This window comes from Parabacteroides sp. Marseille-P3160 (genome assembly GCF_900162725.1).
Classification (GTDB): Bacteria; Bacteroidota; Bacteroidia; order Bacteroidales; family Tannerellaceae; genus Marseille-P3160.
In genome coordinates this window covers 3,820,748-3,841,636 of record NZ_LT799418.1, presented here as the reverse complement: position 1 = coordinate 3,841,636, position 20,889 = coordinate 3,820,748, and the positions used below count along the sequence as shown (strand labels likewise).

Annotated in this window: 13 protein-coding genes; 7 read left to right on the top strand and 6 right to left on the bottom strand. The window is 41.8% G+C overall.

Features of this window, described 5'->3' with window-relative positions; genetic code table 11:
* Window positions 1-148: 148 nt before the first annotated feature.
* The 4 genes from BQ8014_RS15370 to BQ8014_RS15355 all read right to left on the bottom strand — a co-directional run bounded on the left by BQ8014_RS15370 (window position 149) and on the right by BQ8014_RS15355 (window position 3,463).
* Window positions 149-1,030 (bottom strand): hypothetical protein, encoded by an 882-nt coding sequence (locus BQ8014_RS15370; RefSeq protein WP_080905123.1) that lies wholly within the window; start codon window positions 1,028-1,030, stop codon window positions 149-151.
* Complete coding sequence (locus BQ8014_RS15365) at window positions 1,027-1,692, bottom strand: flavin reductase (RefSeq protein WP_080905122.1); 666 nt, start codon at window positions 1,690-1,692, stop codon at window positions 1,027-1,029. The genes BQ8014_RS15370 and BQ8014_RS15365 overlap by 4 nt, the downstream gene beginning before the upstream one ends.
* Window positions 1,693-1,711: 19 nt before the next feature.
* Entirely contained in the window at window positions 1,712-2,311 is a 600-nt protein-coding gene (locus BQ8014_RS15360) for a nitroreductase family protein (protein WP_080905121.1), read from the bottom strand.
* Between the two features lie 183 nt (window positions 2,312-2,494).
* Entirely contained in the window at window positions 2,495-3,463 is a 969-nt protein-coding gene (locus tag BQ8014_RS15355) for an AraC family transcriptional regulator (protein ID WP_080905120.1), read from the bottom strand.
* A gap of 298 nt (window positions 3,464-3,761) precedes the next feature.
* Here BQ8014_RS15355 and BQ8014_RS15345 point away from each other — a divergent pair, with 298 nt between their 5' ends.
* The 6 genes from BQ8014_RS15345 to BQ8014_RS15320 all read left to right on the top strand — a co-directional run bounded on the left by BQ8014_RS15345 (window position 3,762) and on the right by BQ8014_RS15320 (window position 15,925).
* Window positions 3,762-7,247, top strand: a complete 3,486-nt coding sequence (locus tag BQ8014_RS15345) for a SusC/RagA family TonB-linked outer membrane protein (protein WP_080905118.1) — start codon at window positions 3,762-3,764, stop codon at window positions 7,245-7,247.
* A gap of 29 nt (window positions 7,248-7,276) precedes the next feature.
* A complete protein-coding gene (locus tag BQ8014_RS15340) occupies window positions 7,277-8,920 on the top strand; it encodes a RagB/SusD family nutrient uptake outer membrane protein (RefSeq protein ID WP_080906001.1) in 1,644 nt (547 codons plus the stop codon).
* Window positions 8,921-9,266: 346 nt separating this feature from the next.
* A complete protein-coding gene (locus tag BQ8014_RS15335; protein WP_080905117.1) occupies window positions 9,267-12,131 on the top strand; it encodes a glycosyl hydrolase in 2,865 nt (954 codons plus the stop codon).
* Between the two features lie 25 nt (window positions 12,132-12,156).
* Window positions 12,157-13,635, top strand: a complete 1,479-nt coding sequence (locus BQ8014_RS15330; RefSeq protein ID WP_080906000.1) for a glycoside hydrolase family 28 protein — start codon at window positions 12,157-12,159, stop codon at window positions 13,633-13,635.
* Between the two features lie 35 nt (window positions 13,636-13,670).
* Window positions 13,671-15,155, top strand: coding sequence for a glycoside hydrolase family 28 protein (locus BQ8014_RS15325; RefSeq protein WP_087880516.1), 1,485 nt, complete (start codon window positions 13,671-13,673; stop codon window positions 15,153-15,155).
* Between the two features lie 17 nt (window positions 15,156-15,172).
* Window positions 15,173-15,925: a glycosyl hydrolase family 28 protein gene (locus tag BQ8014_RS15320; protein ID WP_080905115.1), complete on the top strand. Its 753-nt coding sequence runs from the start codon at window positions 15,173-15,175 to the stop codon at window positions 15,923-15,925.
* A gap of 77 nt (window positions 15,926-16,002) precedes the next feature.
* Here the strand turns inward: BQ8014_RS15320 and BQ8014_RS15315 are convergent, their stop codons facing one another.
* Together BQ8014_RS15315 and mgrA are read right to left on the bottom strand one after the other, a co-directional pair.
* Complete coding sequence (locus BQ8014_RS15315; protein ID WP_080905114.1) at window positions 16,003-17,655, bottom strand: glycoside hydrolase family protein; 1,653 nt, start codon at window positions 17,653-17,655, stop codon at window positions 16,003-16,005.
* Window positions 17,656-18,120: 465 nt separating this feature from the next.
* On the bottom strand, window positions 18,121-19,113 hold the full coding sequence (mgrA, locus tag BQ8014_RS15310) for an L-glyceraldehyde 3-phosphate reductase (RefSeq protein ID WP_080905113.1): 993 nt from the start codon (window positions 19,111-19,113) through the stop codon (window positions 18,121-18,123).
* Between the two features lie 151 nt (window positions 19,114-19,264).
* Between mgrA and BQ8014_RS15305 the strand changes: the two genes are divergently transcribed.
* Window positions 19,265-20,602 (top strand): DEAD/DEAH box helicase, encoded by a 1,338-nt coding sequence (locus tag BQ8014_RS15305; protein ID WP_080905112.1) that lies wholly within the window; start codon window positions 19,265-19,267, stop codon window positions 20,600-20,602.
* Window positions 20,603-20,889: the final 287 nt, after the last annotated feature.

Genomic DNA, 20,889 nt, shown 5'->3' with positions numbered 1-20,889 from the left:
GGCGAAAGGTGTCGGTTTGATAAACCAACTATTAATTGTTCATTCTCATTGGAGTATTTTTAAATTCAACGGCAAAGATAAGGAAAAAAAATAAAACTGCACGTGGAAATCATTCCCAATGCAGTTTTAAGCTAAGAGCCTGTCTTTTCTATTCGATGAAGGACGGTTCGCCCTGTATCCTGGATACGATGTCGAGGACTTTATCCACTTCGAGGGAATCTCCGTAGATTGCCAGCGATTTGCCTCCTTCACGGCCGGCAATGCCGCCGGACGCGAAAGGAACGACCTTAACGTCGCCGAACAGCTTGATCGCTTCTATCTCCGTGAATATCTCCGCATTTTTGTGAACGACAATTTTCGGAATGAAGTTCACTTTCTTTACATCCTGCGAAAGGATGGCCTCGTATTCCTTCAGGTCTCCGCCCACTTCTTTTTCCAAGCCGATCGGGACGATCAGATGGCCTTGCCCTTCTCCGGAAGTATAAGGTTGCAGTTTGCCGACCGTTCCGCCATCCTTGGCGGCGGCGGTGACTGCAGCCTGCTTTTTCTCATAATTCAACAGGTTACCGCCCTTAAACACGATATCGTCCTTCTTCAGGGCCGCTAATGCATCCGGGTAGCTCATTTCAACCTGCTTGCCATTTACGAGTATGATTTCGGGCACTTTATCGGCCCCGAAGTCCACTTGTTTCCCTTTCGCCGGAGTCATATTGCCCGTTACGAAACTGCCGTGGGACGTTTTTAAGCGGGCTAACTCTTCGGCAATATAGGTATTGGTCGTCCCCCGGGTAATGATAATGATACCTGAGTCCAACTTCTGTTTGACCAGAGGATGGCGGGCGATGCCTTTCGCTATCAGTCTTTTTCCTTCGGATACAGTCAGGTTTATACCCGCCATGACCTCGTTGGGCTTTAAGGAGAAGTCCGACGGGCTACTTGTTTCTTCTTTCATTTCAGTTTCTGTTGTTTTATGGCCTCCACATGCCGTGAGCAATGCAATCACCGCTATTGCCAGTATATTTCTTTTCATTTTTTAATCCAGACATTCGTTATATCTCCAAAAACAATTTTATGATACGCTCCGACTTCTTTATAAGCCTCTGTAAAAAAGTTTTTATTCTTTTCGCTGTAACATTCTTCCGGATCAACAGTTAGGGTCTGAGCAAGCGTACACTCGATAATAAGTTTCGCCTCTTTATACGATATTTTTCCTGAAGGCGTCTCTACCGGAGTCAAGGTCGATTCTTTCATTTTATTCGAATCACGACCTGATTTCTGTCCGAAAATCATATATTGGTCCCTATATTTTTCCTCAAAATAGGTCATGGTATAGGTTTTCTCTTTCAAGATGATTTCCAGAGTGTATCTGCTGGCTCGTAATCCGCAGAAAGTAACAGGTTTACCCATCAATAATCCGACACCTCCGTCACTGGCCACCATCGAATTGAAATGAGTTGCCGTTCCTGATGTAATCACCGTATTGTCTTTACCGACCAGTTTAAAAATACTTTCGGGAATTTGTTCGGGCGTTATCTCCCTGAACAAATCCTCGAAGGTTTTATCTTTTATATTTACATCCGTTGTGAGTACGCTGTCGGATGTTGTTTTATCGGAAGTTTCCTGGGCCGTTTTTCCTGCGTTGTTACAGGAGGCGAAGAGAACAATGAAGGATAAGAACCAGATTTTTTTCATTGTTATGTCCGATTAATAGCTAATTTATGTACTTGATTTTGGAAGCATCCCGAGGTTTGGCTTCCGGCGTTTCGTTTTTGTATCCTAATGAAATGGCAAGAATAACTTCATAATCCTCGGGCAATTCCAGGGAGTCGGTTATCTCCTTCGCTTCGGGAGTCGTGAGTAATCGTCCCAGGCCTCCCAAGGGACAAGTCCCTAAGTCCATCGATTCGGCTGCCAGCATGATGGTTTGGCTCAATATGCCGCAATCCAAGTCGGCAGAGGGATTGTTTTTATCTTTGGCAATGACGATTACAGTCGGGGAATTGTGAAAAATGCCGGCATTCAATGCCTTTATTTTATCCAGGATTTCCACCTTCTGGATTACCCGTATTTCCCATGGTTGCTTGTTGTTGGCGCTTGGTGCATTGATAGCCGTTCGGAGCAGGGTATCGATTACCTCCTGCGGAACCTGTTCCGGTTTGAAGGAACGGATGCTGTGTCTATTCAATATGGTTTCTGCCACTATTTGCTTTTTGTCGGCTTCTTTCGCTACAGGAGATTCTCCCTCCGGTGATTTTGGAGTACAGGAAGCTAATATTATAGCTGCTGTAAGAAATAAAAAATTCAGTTTCATAAATCTTTAATTATTTGTTGAATACTAAGGATGGGAGTAATCGGCAAAGAACCGATTACCTTCATAGGCAAAAATAAGAAAAACAAGGGTATATCAAAAGAAATCTACTTTTTTTTAGGTAAGTTAAGAAAATAAAATGACCTGTCCGGAGGATTTGGGAAAACTACCCGAGCGAACATAAATCTAAAAGTTTGCCCTGTTTAAACTCTTTAATTGGTTATGTATTTTTGCTTTTTTTGTATTTTTAGTTCTTTGCTTTTCGATGTTTTTTCGATAAGAGAGCGGATTGATGCCTGTTTTGCTTTTGAAAAAATAAGAAAAATAATCAGCCGATTCAAAGTTGAGTTTGATTGCAATGTCCTGAATTGACAGTTCGGTACTGCTTAATAAATCTTTTATTTTGCTAAGCTTCAATTGTAGCATGTATTGGTGAGGAGCAATACCTGTATATTCTTTGAAAAGTTTGCGAAAACTAGAATAGCTCATATTAATAGATCGGGCAACGTCCTCGGGGGTGAACTTATCATAGATATTCTCTCTCATCAGAACACAAGCCTCCTGAATTTTTTGCATATGTACCGATGCATAGTCCTGATTCTTGTTAATCGAATAAATCAAACCGATTGTGTGCATAATGATTCCTGCCAAAACCGATTGAAAGCCGGCTTTCTGTCCTCTGGCACATTCGATCATTTCAGTGAAATTATTGACTATTTGTTCATTAATGCCTATATGAAAGATGGGATTCGTTTTATTTACGATATTATTTAACAAAGTTTCGAAATAATCACCTTTAAATGTCGTCCAATATTCATCCCATCCAGTATTGCTATACGGTTTATAAGTATGCCATTGCCTGGGAAAGAGGAAAAAAGCATCGCCTTTTGCTATCTTCTTCTCCGGGCAGGAGGTCGAAAAAAAGATTCCCTCTCCTTCTATGATATAGACTAACGCAAATTCGTCAATAATTCTTCCGCGATCAGGATTAAAAGTATATCCGATGGGATGTCCTTTGAGGGGGTAGGAATCTTTTTTGTCAATAGATTGAAATCCTACGCCGCTGATAGACATTTTCCATATATTTTCATCGCCGTTTGTTGGCAAATATTTTATAGCATTATGTTTACTTCGGTTAAAAATCGTTTGACTCATGTTTCCGATGTATTTAAGTAATGTTCTTCTTTGTTTATTAATTAGGTTAGCGTTATTATCACCACTTTTCTCTTTTAGGAATTGTACATGTGGCTTTCACCGCATACAACAATATTTCGGAAATTTAAATTCTCTCTATTAAAACCGGCGCAAGCCAGATCTGTCGCCTTTACTGCAAAGATATGGAAAAAGTATTTATCAAAAAGCAATAAAAAAATATCATTTTCTCCGGATGTTAGAAGATATAAAAAGATACGTTTGTGAATAAACATTACTTAACCTAATAAATGTGTATCTTATGAAGAGACTAATTTTATTATTCTTTTGTTCCCTATCTGTGGGTTTACAAGCATTTGGCCAGTTTTCTGTTTCAGGGAAGGTGGTGGAGGCCAGTGGTATTGAATTACCCGGAGTAAACGTTACAGTGAAAGGCCAGACGGCTATTGGTACAATAACTGGTGCAGATGGAGCATTTACTTTAAATGTTCCGAATGGTGGCAGCAATACCGTATTGCTTTTTTCTTTTGTCGGGTACATGACCCAAGAAGTAAGGGTGGGCAACCAGACGTTTTTGAATGTTCAATTGGCGGAAGATACCGAACAGTTGGAAGAAGTGGTAGTGGTAGCTTATGGTACGCAGAAGAAGAAAGATTTGACTGGCGCTATGACGGCGGTTGATTCAAAAATAATAGGGGTACAAAATACTTCTTCTGCATCTAAGGCTTTGGAAGGACAAGTTCCCGGTTTACAAATTTCTACTGTAGATGGGCAACCGGGTTTGGATGCAGCGATCCGGGTTCGTGGCGTTGGATCTGCTAACTTAAATAGTTCGGCTGCTTTAATTGTTATTGATGGAGTTCCCGCACAAACGGATAACCCTTTGGCTAATATCAATCAGCAGGATATTCAGAGCATTTCTGTGTTAAAAGATGCTGCTTCCACAGCCTTGTATGGTTCACGTGGTGCCAATGGCGTTGTTTTGATTACCACAAAATCAGGAGTGAAAGGAAAGACAAAGATCTCTTTTGAAGGGCGCTGGGGATTCAATCAGGCCGGACCGTTTAATATTGATAAAATAGATGATGCCGGTGAGTTTTATGAATATGCATGGAAATCCATCTATAACTCTGTTCGTTATGGAGTAAGCGGTTCAGGGTTACCTCAGAATTTCCAAACAAATGTACAAAGTCCGAATATGTCTCATGAAGAAGCCGCTCAGTTTGCAAGTGCTCACTTATTTGACTATTCAAATTCAATGACGAACTTTCAACGGAATACATTGGGAAACTGGATGCTATATGATGTACCAGGCGCTATTTATACTCCGACCGGAAGCGGAACAACTGCTAGCTCTACTATGTCCGGAGCTTACTTAGTGGGAACGGATGGGAAATTAAATCCAAATGCCCGTAAATTGTTTGATGCTAATGAATATACGGATGCTCTTTTGAAAAATCGGTTCCGGCAGGAATATAATGTTTCTGCTACTGGAGGGAGTGATAGAGTCGATTACTTCATGTCATTAGGCTATTTGGAGAATCCATCGTATATTTCTAATTCGGAGTTTAAGCGTTATAGTGGTCGTTCTAATGTGAATGCAATATTATACGATTGGTTTAAAGTTGGGGCAAATGTCGGTTACACGCGTACTGTAACACAATCTATGGCAACTACATATGGGACTGGACGTAATGCAGGTTCTAATGCAGGGAATGTCTTTCGTACGATTAATGGACAAAATCCATTAAAAGGATTGTATGCCCGTGACGAAAATGGTAATATAAAATTAAATGCGGATGGATCCAAAATGGTTCATGTGCAAGCGGGCGATACGTATTCTCCATTAGGTCCTACGGTTGGTCAAATATACGGAATGAATTTATTGGAGGCTATGGAGAAAGATTTGGCACAGGTTGAAATGGATAACTGGACCGCCAGGACTTATGCGGATTTGAGGTTTTTGAAAGACTTTAATTTTAGGATTAATTTTTCCTTGGATAAATCCAATAAGATGCTCACTAAATATAAAAATAGTGATACTGGCATAGGAGAAGGGGTAGGAGGTATGAGTAAAATTGCCACTTCTTATATGGTTTTAAACGCACAAGAATTATTGACGTATAATCGTGAATTTGATAAATTCATCATAGATGTCTTGATCGGACATGAATATAATAACTATCAAGATGAGAATGTAAATTGGGGGTCAGGTTATGAATTAATACCAGGATTTCTTTCTTCTTCAAATTTTGTAAGTCGGTATGTGAATGTAACTGGAATGGATAATCCTGGTTATGGAAAGAACATAGTACGTATGGAAAGTTATTTTGCAAGAGCGAATTATATATATAATGATAAATACTATCTATCAGGATCTCTCCGTAGAGACGGATCTTCCAAGTTTAAATATTCAGAGGATCGCTGGGGTACATTTTGGTCCGTAGGTGGAGGCTGGAGAATTTCATCCGAATCTTTTATGGAACCGGTAAAAGAGTGGTTGGATAATATGAAATTACGTGCAAGTTATGGTGTTATTGGTAATCAGAGTGGCATCGGAAATTATAGTGGTTACCGTACTTGGGGCTATGGGGCAAAATATACTTCGACAACAAATGGTACAGGTACGCCTGATACCTATACATTATCTGTGGGAGGTTTCGTAAACGACCGTTTAACGTGGGAAAATACAAAAACATTTGATATTGGCGTTGATTTTTCTCTATTTAATCGAGTAAATGGAACAATCGATTATTATAATCGTTTAACAGATAACTCCTTTTGGAATGTTCCGGTTTCTTATCTGGCAACCGGTCAGGCTACAATTCAGCAAAATTCAGCTTCTGTTCGAAACAGAGGTATAGAAGTTGAATTAGGTATTGACATCCTGAAAACAAAAGACTTTAAATGGAACCTGTCTTTAAACGGAACTCATTATAATGCTGTTCTGGCAGATATACCAGAAGGTTCGGTGGCTTTGGATGAAAATGGCGGCTGGGAGGCAAGTTTTGAAGGATGGAGTGCTACCGGCACTTCAAGCGGTAGCTATGTAAGTTATTATCGTGGGGTTGGAAAAGATCTGTATAATATGTATTTGTATAAGTATGCAGGTGTAGATCAAAGTACCGGTTTACCGTTGTTTTATCACCGTGTGACTGCTGCCGAAGCCGCAAATAATACATACCCGGGCTACACAAAAGGACAAAGTGTTGCGGTTACAAATTATAATTTAGCAGATCGTTATGAGGTCGGAGATGCAATTCCCGATTGGATTGGAGGCCTATCAACAACCTTTGCCTATAAAAACTTTGATTTAACCGCAGTAGTCAGTTATCAATTAGGTGGTAAGTACCTGAGTGTTGAATATGCTAATGGTTTGTATATTTCGCAAAGCCTCGGAAACAATTCGTTAGCTCATGATTTGGTAGGGAACACTTGGAGTCCGGAAAATACGAATGCCAAATATCCGATGCAATGGTATGGTACGTCTACTTCCTATACGGATGGAGCAACGTTCGGTAGTTGGAAATATACCGACATGGCATTATTCAATGCAAGTTATTTGAAAATGAAAAATATTACATTGGGGTATACTGTACCAACCAATTTTTTGAGTAGGTGGAATGTCAGTAGACTTCGCGTATTCGCCTCAGTGGATAATTTGTTTATGATGTCAGCAGCACCAGGCATTGATCCCAGTATGTCTTTGACCGGTGGTATGGAGGTAGGGTCTTATACTTATCCGGATATGCGTACATTTATTTTAGGTGTAAATTTGGATTTCTAATTTGATAAATCAATAAAAAAGAGATGAATATGAAAAAATATATTTTTAGTCTATTTGCAGGGGTGCTATTGTCGTCTTGTGCAAATCAACTAGAGGTTACTCCTCCTAATCAGATTATAGACGAACAGATTAAAGAAATTCTTGCTTCGGGAGATGAAGAAAAAATTAAATTAGTGATGAAAGCCTTGGCGGAGAATCTTCCAACAAATCTAATAAGTAATAGTTCTGTTTATTCGGGTGGTTTTGCCAGTAGCATAGAAAATCACAATGTCGGGCAAGACATATTGAGAAATGTAAGAGGAAATGACATCGTATACACAGATAAGTTAATGTCAGGTTCGGTAGGTAATGCATACAATTTACAAGATTTCTGGGAGGCAAATCTTACAACTGAGAACTATTGCTATTGGTTGTTGGGGGCGACAGTTATTAATAATGCAAATAAGATCTTGGGTTACCTGGATGAGAAAACGATCGGGGACAATAATACGTTGAAGGATTATCGGGCACGTTGTTTGATTGTACGGGCTTATGGCTATAATTATCTGATGGAAAACTATCAAGATGCTTATTTACTGGGAGGTTCAGAAAAACTGGGCTTGTCTATTTATGATACGTATGGTTATAATGATCCGGTTGCTCGTTCTACATCTAAAGAAACATATGAATTTATCAAGAAAGATTTGAACGAAGCAATTACTTTGTTTAAGCAAGCTGTAGCAAATGATGGTTATACAGATGCTAAAGATGATTTGGATTGTGGAATTGCTCAATTTTTACTTGCCCGTGTTTCTGCCTGGACGGGAGATTGGGCAACTGTAATTACAGCATGTGATGACCTCTTGAAACATTATCCGGATTTGATTGCTAAAGAAAACTATGGCGTACAGAACGCAGTCGTACGTGAAGTAGAAGAGAGAAATGTAGATGGTACGCCTGTAAGAGAATTTCGGGCTGATGATAATGCCTTTTTTAATATTACAGTAAATCCGGAATGCTTTTTCGGATTCGTAGATGGAACAAATGCTCAAACATACCAATTTGCTTATTTCAATACATTCTGCGAATCGAGCGGCGGAATGGGACTTGGTTTTATGCGTATTGATGAACGGTTGTATAATAAGTTAGATAATAATGACCTTCGTAAAGGATTGTTCATGACAGATACTTTGACATTCACCTATATGGATGAGAAAGCAACAAAGGCTACAATTCCGGCTTATACGAACTTGAAATATGCGGCTACAATTGCTCGTAATAACTCCGAAAGGAAAACCGGACGTGTAAACACGGACCAACCGGTATTCCGTACTTCTGAAGTTCTTTTAATGAAAGCTGAAGCTTTGGCTCAACAGAATGATGAATCAGCAGCAAAAACTGTTCTTAATCAATTATTGGCTGCGCGGACAAAAGCTAATTCTACTCCGTTAACCTGTGATACCTATTCATCGATGAAAGGAATGAGTGTTTTACAGATGGTTCAATTTCAGACTCGCATTGAACTGTGGGGTGAAGGAGGGCGTGAATTCTATAATAATAAGCGGTGGGCTATTCCGGTAGACCGTAGTAATTCTGCTAATCATGTAAATACTGGTTCTATTTCCGTAGAACACATGACTTTGGAAATACCTTCGCAGGAGCTAAGTACTAATCCTTTGTGTGTCCAAAATTGATTATAAAGTCATGTTAAAAGTCATTCGCTTATTAACTAAAAAATGATAACTATGAATAAACGCAGTCATAACTATGAACGAATGGATTCATAACTATGAATGCGCGCATTCATAGTTATGAAATTTTTACAGGATTTTCTTTTGATACAGCCCTTTCTCCATCAGAATAAATTTATATCTGTCATTCCAAAATCTATAAAAGCTGTACAATGTCTGTTTGATACTTTTTTAAAGAAAGAAGATAAGTCCTGTCAGAATTTTAATAATTAATATCAAAAGCTTAAGGCTGTATTGAGAGATCGTGAATAAATTTGTTCATACATAGTAATTTTATCCCGTTAACCCCATGCAAAGAAGATCTTTTATTAAACAAAGTATATTCATTACCGTTGGTTCTACTATTGCTTCGGATCTGTTTCTATTTGCCAACAATACGGAAGCTCCACAAGTTAAGAAAACGCTACGTAACGCTTTCGAATCTTTTCGTAATCCGGCATCCTGCTATCGTCCGTTTGTACGTTGGTGGTGGAACGGAGATAAGGTAGAGGCTAAAGAATTGGTACGTGAACTGCATCTGTTGAAGGATGCAGGTATTGGAGGAGTAGAGATTAACCCGATCGCTTTCCCTACGACAGGTGATGATCTGGGTAAAAAGTCTCTTTATTGGCTAAGCGACGAATGGATAGAGATGCTTCAAGTCGTTTTCGATGAAGCGAAAAGGCTGGATATGACTTGTGATCTGATTGTCGGTTCCGGATGGCCGTTTGGCTCCGAGTCGCTTGAGAGGAATGAGCGGGCGCAGGTGATGATTCTATATGCTGAACCGGTCGAAGGAAAAACTGTTTTTGAAACATCACAATTCAATATATTTAAAGAAATTGATCCCGGAGTTACTGTCCCGAATCCTTCACGTACTTGTTCGCTGGTTTCTTTAAAACTGGTGCCGGATCCGATGAGTAGTCTGGATCAGGTAGTCGATTTGTCCTCTCAGTGTAAAGACGAAGTGATTCGTGTAGATATACCGGAGGGTAAATATGTTTTTTACGCGTTGGTGAAATTCGATTCGTTTGCCAGTGTGATTAATGGAGCGCCCGGAGCTGCCGGTCCCATTTTGAACCATATGGACGAGAAAGCTGTGTACAAGTATCTGAAGCATATGTCTGGTACGATAGAGCAAAAAACCGGGCCGTTGTCCCGATATCTTCGCGCTTTCTTTACCGATAGTATGGAGCTGGAAGGGTGCAACTGGACGACCGATTTGGCCGAAGAGTTCCGTAAACGGAGAGGTTACGACCTAATGCCTTGGTTACCCTTCACAATGTTTAAGGTAGGACGATTAGGCGCAGTAGTGGATGATAAATACGGTGCGGCGAAAACTCCGGAGTTTGAAGAAGAGGTGAAACGCGTCCGGTTTGATTTCGAACTGACTAAGGCGGAATTGCTTTATGAGCGTTTTACCCAAACCTATTTGCGTTGGTGCCGTGAATTGAACGTTAAATCGCGAGCACAGGCATACGGCCGTGGTTTCTTCCCTTTGGAAAGTAGTCTCGGTTATGATATTCCGGAGGGAGAATCGTGGACAACCAACTGGTTGAAACATCGTTTGGGAGAAGAAATGGGTGATGAAGACTATCGTCGCGGACGGGGATATACGATGATTAATAAATATGTCTCCTCGGCTGCGCATCTGACCGGTAAAAGGGTTGTTAGCGCGGAAGAGATGACGAATACCTATATTGTTTTTAATGAGACCTTGGAATTGTTGAAGATCGGCTCGGACATGAGCGCCATTTCCGGAACGACTCATTCCGTCTGGCATGGCTTCAATTATTCTCCACCCGAAGCTCCCTTCCCGGGATGGGTCCAATATGGCTCTTATTACAATGAAAACAGTACCTGGTGGCCCTATTTTAAATACCTGAATGACTACCGCGCCCGTTTGGCCTCACAACTGCAACAAGCGGATATGTGCACCGATATAGCCTTACTCCCGGCTAATTATGATATGTGGGGGGAAATGGGGGTACAGACTGATCCGTTCCCGGAGAAGCTGAATATCCCTTACACCTCTCTTATTTGGGAAGCCATCCATAAGAACGGTGGTGGAGCCGATTATGTAACCGAAATCATTTTGAAGGAGGCCACGGTTGAAAAGGGCAAACTTTGTTACGGGAAAAAGAAATATGAAACTTTATTCCTGATAGAAGTTACCAGTACTTATCCCGGTACATTAGACAAACTTTATGATTTTGTCTCTACCGGCGGCCGGGTTTTCTGTATCGGAAAATTTCCTGATAAATCCCTTGGATTGAAAGATTACCGGCAAAGAGATCAGGAGATTCGCGAAAAAGTGAGCCGGTTGAAGTTATTTACCGACCGTTTCGTCTTACTCGAAAAGCCGGTAGATAATAAATATCTGGAATGGTATACAGAGGTAATGGCTAAATATAGCATACCTCATTATGTGACAGTCAGCAAACCCGATCGATTCTTATTACAAAACTGTTATCAGACGGATGATAAAAACCATTTCTTTTTATTTGTCAATGCACATATGCATGAGGAAAGACAGACGGAACTAACTTTTCCAGGGGAGCTCACCAAAGGCCGGCACGGCTGGATTTGGGATCCTGTAACCGGAGATAAATACCGGATCAATCTGAAGAACGGGCGTTTCCTGTTGGATTTAGGACCGGCCCAAACCTTGTTGATCGTATTTAACAAAGAAGGAAAAGGCAGGGATTGGAATCCGTTACCTCGTTCGGGAAAAAATTCCTTGTCGGTGGACCATTGGGATGTCGAATTGCAACATGGACGTGAAAACCGGACGGAAACCATCCATATGGATACATTGAAGGATTTGAAAGATACGGAATATGTCAATTTTATGGGAAAAGCGATCTATCGTACCAAGATTCAGGTAAAAGATACAAACCGGAAAATACTGAATTTAGGGAAGGTCTGGGGACTAAATGAACTGTTTGTAAACGGCAAGTCTTGTGGAGTGAAATGGTTTGGTTACCGTATTTATGATCTCACGGATTTTCTAATAAAAGGAGAGAATGAGATCGAAGTACATGTGATTACAACAATGGGGAATTATATGAAAACCTTAAAAGACAATCAAACCGCTCAGAAATTCACAATCCTTAAAAGCAAGGATCAGCCGATCCAATCCATGGGATTAATCGGACCTGTCGCTATTTATTAACCCGACCTGTAAAAACGTTATGAATATGAATAAATACAAGTTTTTTCTCCTATCCTTGGCTTTAGGCTGTCTGGGGCCCTTGGCTGCCAAAGATTATCCAGCTTCTCTTTTTGGTGTTAAGTCGAACGGAACGACTTTAAATACAACAGCTATCCAAAAGGGCATAGATTACATTCACGCTCAAGGCGGCGGACGATTGGTCTTCTATGTGGGACGTTATCTGACCGGCACGATTCAATTGAAATCGAACGTGACGATTGTGTTGAATGAAGGAGCTGTATGGGTCGGTTCCCTGAATCCTTATGATTACAATTTGGAAGATCCCCATTCTTGTAGCCTTATCTATGCTGATGGACAGGATAACATTGGTATTATTGGTAAAGGCGTGATAGATGGACGGGGCCGTGAAGTTTCTTATAATATTATCGACCAGGTGCAAAAAGGAATATTGGATGATTCTTTGAAACTGGATCGACCTGCCAGGAGAAGACCGAAGGGAATTTACCTATATAATTGCAAAAACATCCAAATAAAAGAAATAATGGTAAAGAACGCAGGTGAGTGGGTACAGTTTTACGACCATTGTGAAAACCTGGCGATCGATAGTATTACGGTAGACAGTAAAGCCTATTGGAATAACGATGGGCTGGATATAGGGGATTGTAAGCATGTTCGGATTACGAATTGTTTCATCGATGCTACGGATGATGGCATTTGTCTAAAATCGCACGATCGGAAATCATTTAATGAGGATATTGAGATACGCAATTGTGTAATTCGTTCGAGTGCCAACGGCATTAAATTCGGAACCGTTTCGGCGGGTGGTTATAAAAATATACGTATTATCAATAATAAGGTGTATGACACCTTCCGTTCTGCTATTACCATTGCTACGCCTGACGGAGGTTTTGTAGAAGATATACTGGTAGACAGCCTTTACGCTTATAATACCGGTAATGCTATTTATCTCCGGATTGGCGCCCGTTGGAACAAAGGGGATATCGGTAAGATGAACAATATAACCATCCGGAACCTATATGCAGAAATTCCGGCTGGTAAACCGGATGCCGGCTATACGTATGAGGGCCCTGTAGAAGATAATCCTCGTAATATTTCACCGGCCAGTATCATCGGATTGGAAGGAGGGCATGACATTACCGATGTGATCCTGCAGAATGTCGAAATAGTATACCCCGGAGGAGGAAATCCCCATTATGCTTATAGAGGGCTTACACCTGCAGACCTGGACAGTATTCCTGAAATGGCTAAATCTTATCCTGAATTTTCCCAGTTTAAAGAACTTCCCGCGTGGGGATTCTATATTCGTCATGCGCGCAATATCCTGTTTGATAATGTTACCTTAAAAGCGCTGAAACCGGACTATCGGCCGGCGATTGTCGTGCAGGAAGCGGAAAATATTACGTTGAAAAAGGTAAAATACAAAGAACCCGGAGGCAAAAAGAAACAAGTGTTTGTTTATAAATCCAAGGGAGTAAAAGAATAAGAAATAAACGATTCAATCTAAAAGAGAGTATGATAATGAAAATAAAAGTAGTCTTGTTCATTTGTCTGTTTCAAGGCATATTATCCTTGTCTGCCAAAGATTACTACGTTACTGATTTTGGCGTAAAGGCGGATGGCATTACCTTGAATTCCAATTCTATCCAGAAGGCCATTGATTTTGTGAATGAACAAGGGGGAGGGCGTTTGGTTTTTACTTCCGGCAACTATCTGACAGGAACGATCTATCTGAAATCGAATGTGACCCTGCATTTAGAAACCGGAGCGACTTTGCTGGGTTCTACTAATCCCTGGGATTATGTAAAAGACCCGTATATCAAATGGATGTCTATGATATTTGCCGTCAAACAGCAGAACATCGGAATAACCGGAAAGGGTACGATTAACGGGCGGGGTTTTGAAACAGCCAATAATATGGTCTCTTATATTCATCGTGGCCTATTGGTTGATCCGTTAAAATTAGATCGCCCGAATGAAACGAACCGTCCGCAAAATATCTATTTCCGCGAATGCGAGAATGTAACGATCAAAGACATTACCTTGCGTGATCCGGCCAGTTGGAATCAGACCTACGATCAATGTAAAAATTTATTGGTGGATGGTATCTATGTGGATAGTAAATCCTATTGGAACAATGACGGCATTGATGTAGTGGATTGTGACGGGGTCGTTCTTCGAAATGCTGTAATAGATGCTGCCGACGATGCTTTTTGCTTTAAGTCACACGATGTAAATCATATTTGTCAAAATGTGGTGATGGAAAACTGCGTAGGACGTTCCAGTGCGAACGGCCTTAAATTCGGAACCGTTTCCCGGGGAGGATTTCGTAATTTCAAAGTGAAGAATATGACTATTTACGATACATATCGTTCGGCTATCACGTTTGCTGCGGTCGATGGCGGGTTGATTGAGAACATAGAAGTGGATAGTGTCCGTTCCATTCATACGGGCAATGTGATTTTTTTGCGTATCGGCGACCGGTGGAGCAATGGGAAACAACCGATGATGAAAGATATTGTGATTAAAAATGTTTATGCGGAGATCCCTATGGATAAACCGGATGCGGGATACAATTATGAAGGTCCTATTGAAGACCTTCCCCGTAATATTTCTCCGGCCGGTATCGTGGGTTTGCCGGATCATAAGATACAGAATGTAACTCTGCAAAATATCGAGATTGTTTCGGTTGGAGGTGGCAATCCTTACTATGCTTACCGGGGACTTACTCCTGCAGAACTGGATAGCATACCCGAAATGCGGACTGCTTATCCTGAATTCTCCCAATTCAAAGAGTTACCGGCGTGGGGTTTTTATATTCGTCATGCCGAAGGAATTACGTTCGATAACGTTACTTTCAAAGCCTTGAATAAGGATTATCGTCCGGCGGTTGTCCTGGACGATGTGCAAGGTGCGAAGTTTAAAAAGATGAGGTTTGAAGAACCGGAAAGCGTAGGGAAAAAGCAAATCTTCCCATATAAATCGAAAAATGTAGTGATTGAATAAGTAAAAACTATAGAGCGATGTATAAAAATAAATTTTTGATAAGTGTAATAGGTTTATTTATAATTGTTTCCGTCCTTTCCGCAAAGGATTATCAGGCCTCTATGTTCGGAATTAAATCGGACGGAATGACGTTGAATACCCGCTCGATCCAGCAGGCAATCGATTTTATCAGCGAACAGGGTGGAGGAAGGCTGGTTTTCTATGTGGGCCGTTATCTGACGGGCTCCGTCGAATTGAAATCCAATGTTGTTATCCGGATAGAAGAGGGGGCTGTTTTAGTAGCTGTTCCGTCTGTCTACGATTTTAAAGGCGTTGAAGGTCATACGGCGTTGATTTATGCGGAAAAGCAACAGAATACAGGTATCGGAGGCAAGGGAGTCATCGAAGGGAACGGGGATGCCGTTAAGGCAAGTGTGGACGAGCAGATGCAAAAAGGATATCTGAAAGGAGATGTATCAGCGTATGTGCCTTCCCTGATTTATTTGAAGGACTGTGAAAACGTTCAGATGGAACAATTGATTTTGCAGCATGCGGGTAATACGTCGATCGTTTATGAGAATTGCCGGAACGTGAGCCTTTCCGATTTGATTGTGAATAATCAAACGACCGGAAAGAAAGCCGTATCCGTTTCCGGTTGTGAAAACTTGAAAATGACAAACTGTTATTTTGATACTACAGTTACTCCTCTTGAAAGTACCGGCGATTCCCAAAACCTAACCTTTATTAAATGTATTACTCCGGATGGGAATCCGGTCTCCTGTGATAAATAAGCGATGGAGGATGTACACCTCATTCAGAGTAACCTATAGATAAACAGCATTCAATTTATGAAGCGATTACATTCCATTCAGAAATATCCGTATGTCTCTACGTTGCCGTATTTGAGTGCTATCTCCGTGCGGATCACATTGACCTGTTCTTCTTCCAATGATTTGAATTCTATTTGGTTATAGCCATGTTTGAGTATATTAGCCGGTAGAAGGAATGCATATTCTTTCTGATCTCCTTCCAATCCTCTTTCCCTGTCATACAGTTTGGTATAGGAAGTTTTTTCCTGATTAACTCGTTTGCCGTTGATCGTTAGCAGAAGAGAAGCCGGCCGGCTGGTACGGAAGAAGAGGATGGCTTCTTCCGGATACAGTTCTTCTACTTGGTCGCCGATATAAATAGCCGCCGATTTCCTTTCTTTGTTCATAATCCGGAGAGGGAGCGGAGTGTTTTGTTTGATTTGATATTGAATGACTCCGTCGGAAAGCGCATAGATCTTGTTTCTTCCTTTTAACGTTTCTAAAGATCCTAATTCCTGCAACATCTGGGGCATCATGACGCGGCAGACTTGGCCGCCTTCTTCAAGATGCAACTTTCCGTCATATACGGAATTGTATTCGCCGAAATAATAGTTGAAAAGGTAAATACCGTCGGCTCCCTGTGACAGAATATACGAACACATACCCCGGTGCATCCCTTGCGACCAAAATTCACGCGGTTTATAACCTCCGTCGTCGATCGAACAATAGAACGGGATATTCAGATCGTTCCCTAAATCCTTTCGGAATTTGGCAACCGGCATGGCCGGATCCCCGCGCCAGTGAATGCCGATGCTGATAAAGTCTAATAACCCTTCTTTCAACCATGTCCGTATATCCAGCCCTTTCATCATATTCTCCTCTACGGTAGGTGCCACACGGGCGGAAAGTAAGATTTTCTTTCCACGGCGCTTGGAGACCTCATCCGCCTTTTTGCGGATATCCCTGATCAACTGCGTCATCAACGGTGCATTCTGCGGTCCGGTACCTGATTTGAAATAAACGATAAAACGCATGAAATCCAAATCGTAACCGTCGATCATATCATATCTGTCCAATTGCTCGGAAATAATGGCGAGTTTCCGGTCGCGTACTTCTTTGATGGCAAAGTTCAGAGCTCCGCCGCTATTATACCCTTGTGTCGTGTCATTCAACCAATATTCCGGATGTTTAATCCAAAATTCGGAATACAAGATCGGACAGCGGGTCGTCGTGTCGTTAAAATGAAGGTCGTTCATCCGGTAAGTGATAAAAGCTTCCATCCCTTTTGCTTTGGCTCGGGTCAATGTTGCCTTGATCAGATCGGTACCTGCGATTTTAAGATTCAGATGATTTCGGTAATATTTGAGAAAATCGCGATATTGAGCCGTATCACAACCGCAATCTAAAGTACCGTTCAGATCATTTCCCATTACATGTCCGTATCTTGAGTCCACGTAAAAGAAATCGCTTCCCGAACACATCATATAGGTTGTAACCTGCGAATTGGCAACCATATCGACACATGAATCCAGGTCGGCTATCGATAATGGGCGGTGTTTAAACCATTGGTTGCGGAGTAAATCCGAACCATCGTTGTTATGGATAATCCGGTAAGTACGTTTTGCTTTAGTAGTAGGTATACAGGCCGCGAAAGCCTGCATACCTGTAAGAAAAAACAGTAAACAAATAAAAGTGTGTTTATTGTGTCTCATGAAATTATTCCAGTTTGATAGTGAATAGGGGTGTTTGTCTTTAGGCATCATTTTTTTGTTCTTTTGGAATGCTTAAAGTTAACGAATGCATTGCAGATGCAAATGTGTTTTTTGTCGGAATTATATAGATATTTGACTAAATAAAACGGTTTTTTTACCTCAAAAATCACTCTTTGTTACTGGGATATGATTGGTGTAGTGAATAGATCCTCCCATATAGTTAGAGATGAGAGGGTAAATAATAGGGATACTCTTGGCGAGTACCCTATTAAAATGAAGTAGAGCAAGTGTTTATGAAAAAATGTTTCTGTAACCGACTGCCGAAAAGACCATCTCCTGGGTATTCAAGTTGTAATCTTTGGTCTTTTCGTTCCACATGCCATAAACAGAGTGAATAAGGATTGACCTGTTGTTTTCCCTGCAATTCCAAGGCACTTCGTCTCATAGCCGTAGAAACAACGATTGCTAGCTAAGGATCCGGTCTATCAGGGCAATTTCATCGACCGTAAACCGGCTGTTGTTCGTGGCCTGTATATTGTCCATTAACTGAGATACTGAACTGGCACCAATTAAAACACTGGCCACACGAGGATCTTTCAATAGCCAGGATAACGACATTTCCGCCAATGTCTGTCCACGTTCTTTTGCTACTTCATTCAATTGCCTTACCTTATCGATTACTTTGTCCGTTACTTGTTCACGCTGTAAATGACCTGTATTTTTCGCCGCTCTTGAATCATCGGGTATCCCATTCAAATATTTGTTTGTCAGCAGTCCTTGTGCAAGAGGAGAAAAGGCAATCAATCCTATTCCTTCCTTTTCCAGCAAAGGAAGTAAGGAGGGTTCCACCCAACGGTCCAACAGAGAATAGCGATCCTGGTGGATTAGGCACGGAACTTTATGTTCTTTAAGGACGGCAAGCGCCTTGGATGTCCGCTCGTCATTATAATTGGAAATTCCTACATACAACGCCTTTCCCTGGCGGACAATATCAGCCAAAGCGCCCATTGTTTCTTCCACCGGAGTTTCCGGATCGGGGCGATGGGAATAAAAGATATCCACATAATCCAGGCCCATCCTTTTGAGACTCTGATCCAGACTGGCCATTAGGTATTTACGACTGCCCCATTCCCCATAAGGCCCCGGCCACATGTCATAACCGGCTTTTGTGGATATGATCAGTTCATCCCGATAAACGCCAAGACTCTTTTTCAGGATATGGCCGAAATTCTCTTCCGCCGAACCATACACCGGCCCGTAATTATTCGCCAAGTCGAAATGAGTGATACCATGATCAAAAGCCGCATGGGCAATCTTGATGAAATTTTCAAACACATCCACACTCCCGAAGTTATGCCATAACCCAAGTGATATCTCAGGCAATAAAATTCCACTCTTTCCACAACGACGATACGGCATTTCTTTGTAACGATTTTCTGCTGCTTTATAGTTTTCCATGATTCGGTCTTTCTATAGGTTTGATGAACAAAAATACAATAAAAATTAAAAATCGGATGCAATAAGTTACGACAATGGTTTCTTTTCATAAAACTCCGATCTTAAATGTTTGAATCTCATTAAACTACTCTTTTTTAGTATCTTTGCGGTCATGAAAACGATTGAAACGACACAGATATTATCGAATCTGGGCATTGAAGCCCTGAATGAGATGCAGGTTGCGGCCAATGCGGCTATCCTGAAAGCGGAGAATACGATTCTGTTATCACCTACCGGCTCGGGTAAAACCCTGGCTTATTTATTGCCGATCCTGCGGTCGATGGCAGACAGTTTGCGCGTGCAGTGCCTGGTTATCGTACCTTCCCGTGAACTGGCCTTGCAGATCGAGCAGGTGTGGAAGAAAATGGGAACCGGTTATAAGGTGAATGTTTGTTATGGCGGGCATTCGATTGAGACGGAATTGAATAACCTGAGCAATCCTCCGGCTTTATTGATCGGTACGCCCGGACGCTTAGTCGATCACCTGGAGCGACAGTCGTTCGATCCGTCCGGTATCCGTACGCTTGTGCTGGATGAATTCGATAAGTCGTTGCAGTTAGGTTTCCAAGAGGAGATGCAGAAGATCATCGGGCGATTGACCGGTTTGCGGAAGCGCGTCCTGCTTTCGGCGACTTCGGAGGTGGAGATCCCGGACTTTACGGAAGTGACTTATCCTGAAATACTCGACTTTACGCAGGAAGAAGAGAATGATAAGTTGTCGCTCCGAAAGGTACTTTCGCCTGACAAAGATAAGATCGGAACGCTGTTTGAACTGCTTTGTTCGTTCCGCTCCGAACCGGCGCTGATCTTTTGCAACCATCGTGAGGCGGCGGAGCGCATCAGTGACTTGCTGACGGAAAAGGGAATCCAAACCGGATATTATCACGGCGGAATGGAACAGGACGACCGCGAACGGGTATTGATCCAATTTCGGAACGGCAGTCTGAACTATCTGGTTACGACCGATCTGGCGGCGCGCGGGCTGGATATTCCGGAAATGAAACATGTGGTTCATTATCATCTGCCGTCCAAAGAGACCGACTTTACCCACCGGAACGGGCGGACAGCCCGTATGCATGCGTCCGGTACCGCTTATATCCTTTGGTATGCCGGCGATCCGTTGCCGGAGTATATACCGGAAACGGTGGAGCGACTCGAAGTGGCTGCCGGACAGCCGCTGCCGGAACGCCCCGAATTTAAAACCGTTTATATTAGCGGAGGCAAGAAAGATAAGATCAATAAAGGCGACATCGTCGGCTTCCTGATTCAAAAAGGAGGCCTCTCTTCCGCCGATTTAGGGCTTATCGAGGTGAAAGACTTTAGTTCCTTTGCCGCCGTACGTGCCTCGAAAGTCCGGTCGTTGCTGACGGCGATTGAAAACGAGAAGATGAAGGGGAAGAAGTACAAAATACAGGTAGCCCGTCCGGTAATCCGTCCCGAAGATAAATGATAAATGAACCACTGTCTTTATTATTCTTTTGTTCCCTACCCGTGGGTCTACAAGCATTTGCCCGGTTTTCTGTTTCAGGAAAGGTCGTTGCGTTGATGCCAGTGGAGTTGAATTGCCTGGAGTAGCAATTTAAACTATGAAGATTCAGATGGAGATCAGGATGTCGATCGAAAGTTGAATTGCCTGGAGTAGCAATTTAAACTCCTGTTATGTTCGGCGGAAGCAGATGACGGAAGGATGGTTCTTATCTCTTTCAATCAATTTAAACACCTGTTATGTTCGGCGGA

What these genes read in the sequence shown, in the direction of transcription:
- BQ8014_RS15365 (WP_080905122.1), bottom strand. Translation starts at nt 1,692, where the DNA reads ATGAAAAAAATCTGGTTCTTATCCTTCATTGTTCTCTTCGCCTCCTGT.
- BQ8014_RS15305 (WP_080905112.1), top strand. Translation starts at nt 19,265, where the DNA reads ATGAAAACGATTGAAACGACACAGATATTATCGAATCTGGGCATTGAA.
- BQ8014_RS15345 (WP_080905118.1), top strand. Translation starts at nt 3,762, where the DNA reads ATGAAGAGACTAATTTTATTATTCTTTTGTTCCCTATCTGTGGGTTTA.
- BQ8014_RS15340 (WP_080906001.1), top strand. Translation starts at nt 7,277, where the DNA reads ATGAAAAAATATATTTTTAGTCTATTTGCAGGGGTGCTATTGTCGTCT.
- BQ8014_RS15330 (WP_080906000.1), top strand. Translation starts at nt 12,157, where the DNA reads ATGAATAAATACAAGTTTTTTCTCCTATCCTTGGCTTTAGGCTGTCTG.
- BQ8014_RS15320 (WP_080905115.1), top strand. Translation starts at nt 15,173, where the DNA reads ATGTATAAAAATAAATTTTTGATAAGTGTAATAGGTTTATTTATAATT.
- BQ8014_RS15315 (WP_080905114.1), bottom strand. Translation starts at nt 17,655, where the DNA reads ATGAGACACAATAAACACACTTTTATTTGTTTACTGTTTTTTCTTACA.
- BQ8014_RS15355 (WP_080905120.1), bottom strand. Translation starts at nt 3,463, where the DNA reads ATGAGTCAAACGATTTTTAACCGAAGTAAACATAATGCTATAAAATAT.
- BQ8014_RS15335 (WP_080905117.1), top strand. Translation starts at nt 9,267, where the DNA reads ATGCAAAGAAGATCTTTTATTAAACAAAGTATATTCATTACCGTTGGT.
- mgrA (WP_080905113.1), bottom strand. Translation starts at nt 19,113, where the DNA reads ATGGAAAACTATAAAGCAGCAGAAAATCGTTACAAAGAAATGCCGTAT.
- BQ8014_RS15360 (WP_080905121.1), bottom strand. Translation starts at nt 2,311, where the DNA reads ATGAAACTGAATTTTTTATTTCTTACAGCAGCTATAATATTAGCTTCC.
- BQ8014_RS15325 (WP_087880516.1), top strand. Translation starts at nt 13,671, where the DNA reads ATGAAAATAAAAGTAGTCTTGTTCATTTGTCTGTTTCAAGGCATATTA.
- BQ8014_RS15370 (WP_080905123.1), bottom strand. Translation starts at nt 1,030, where the DNA reads ATGAAAAGAAATATACTGGCAATAGCGGTGATTGCATTGCTCACGGCA.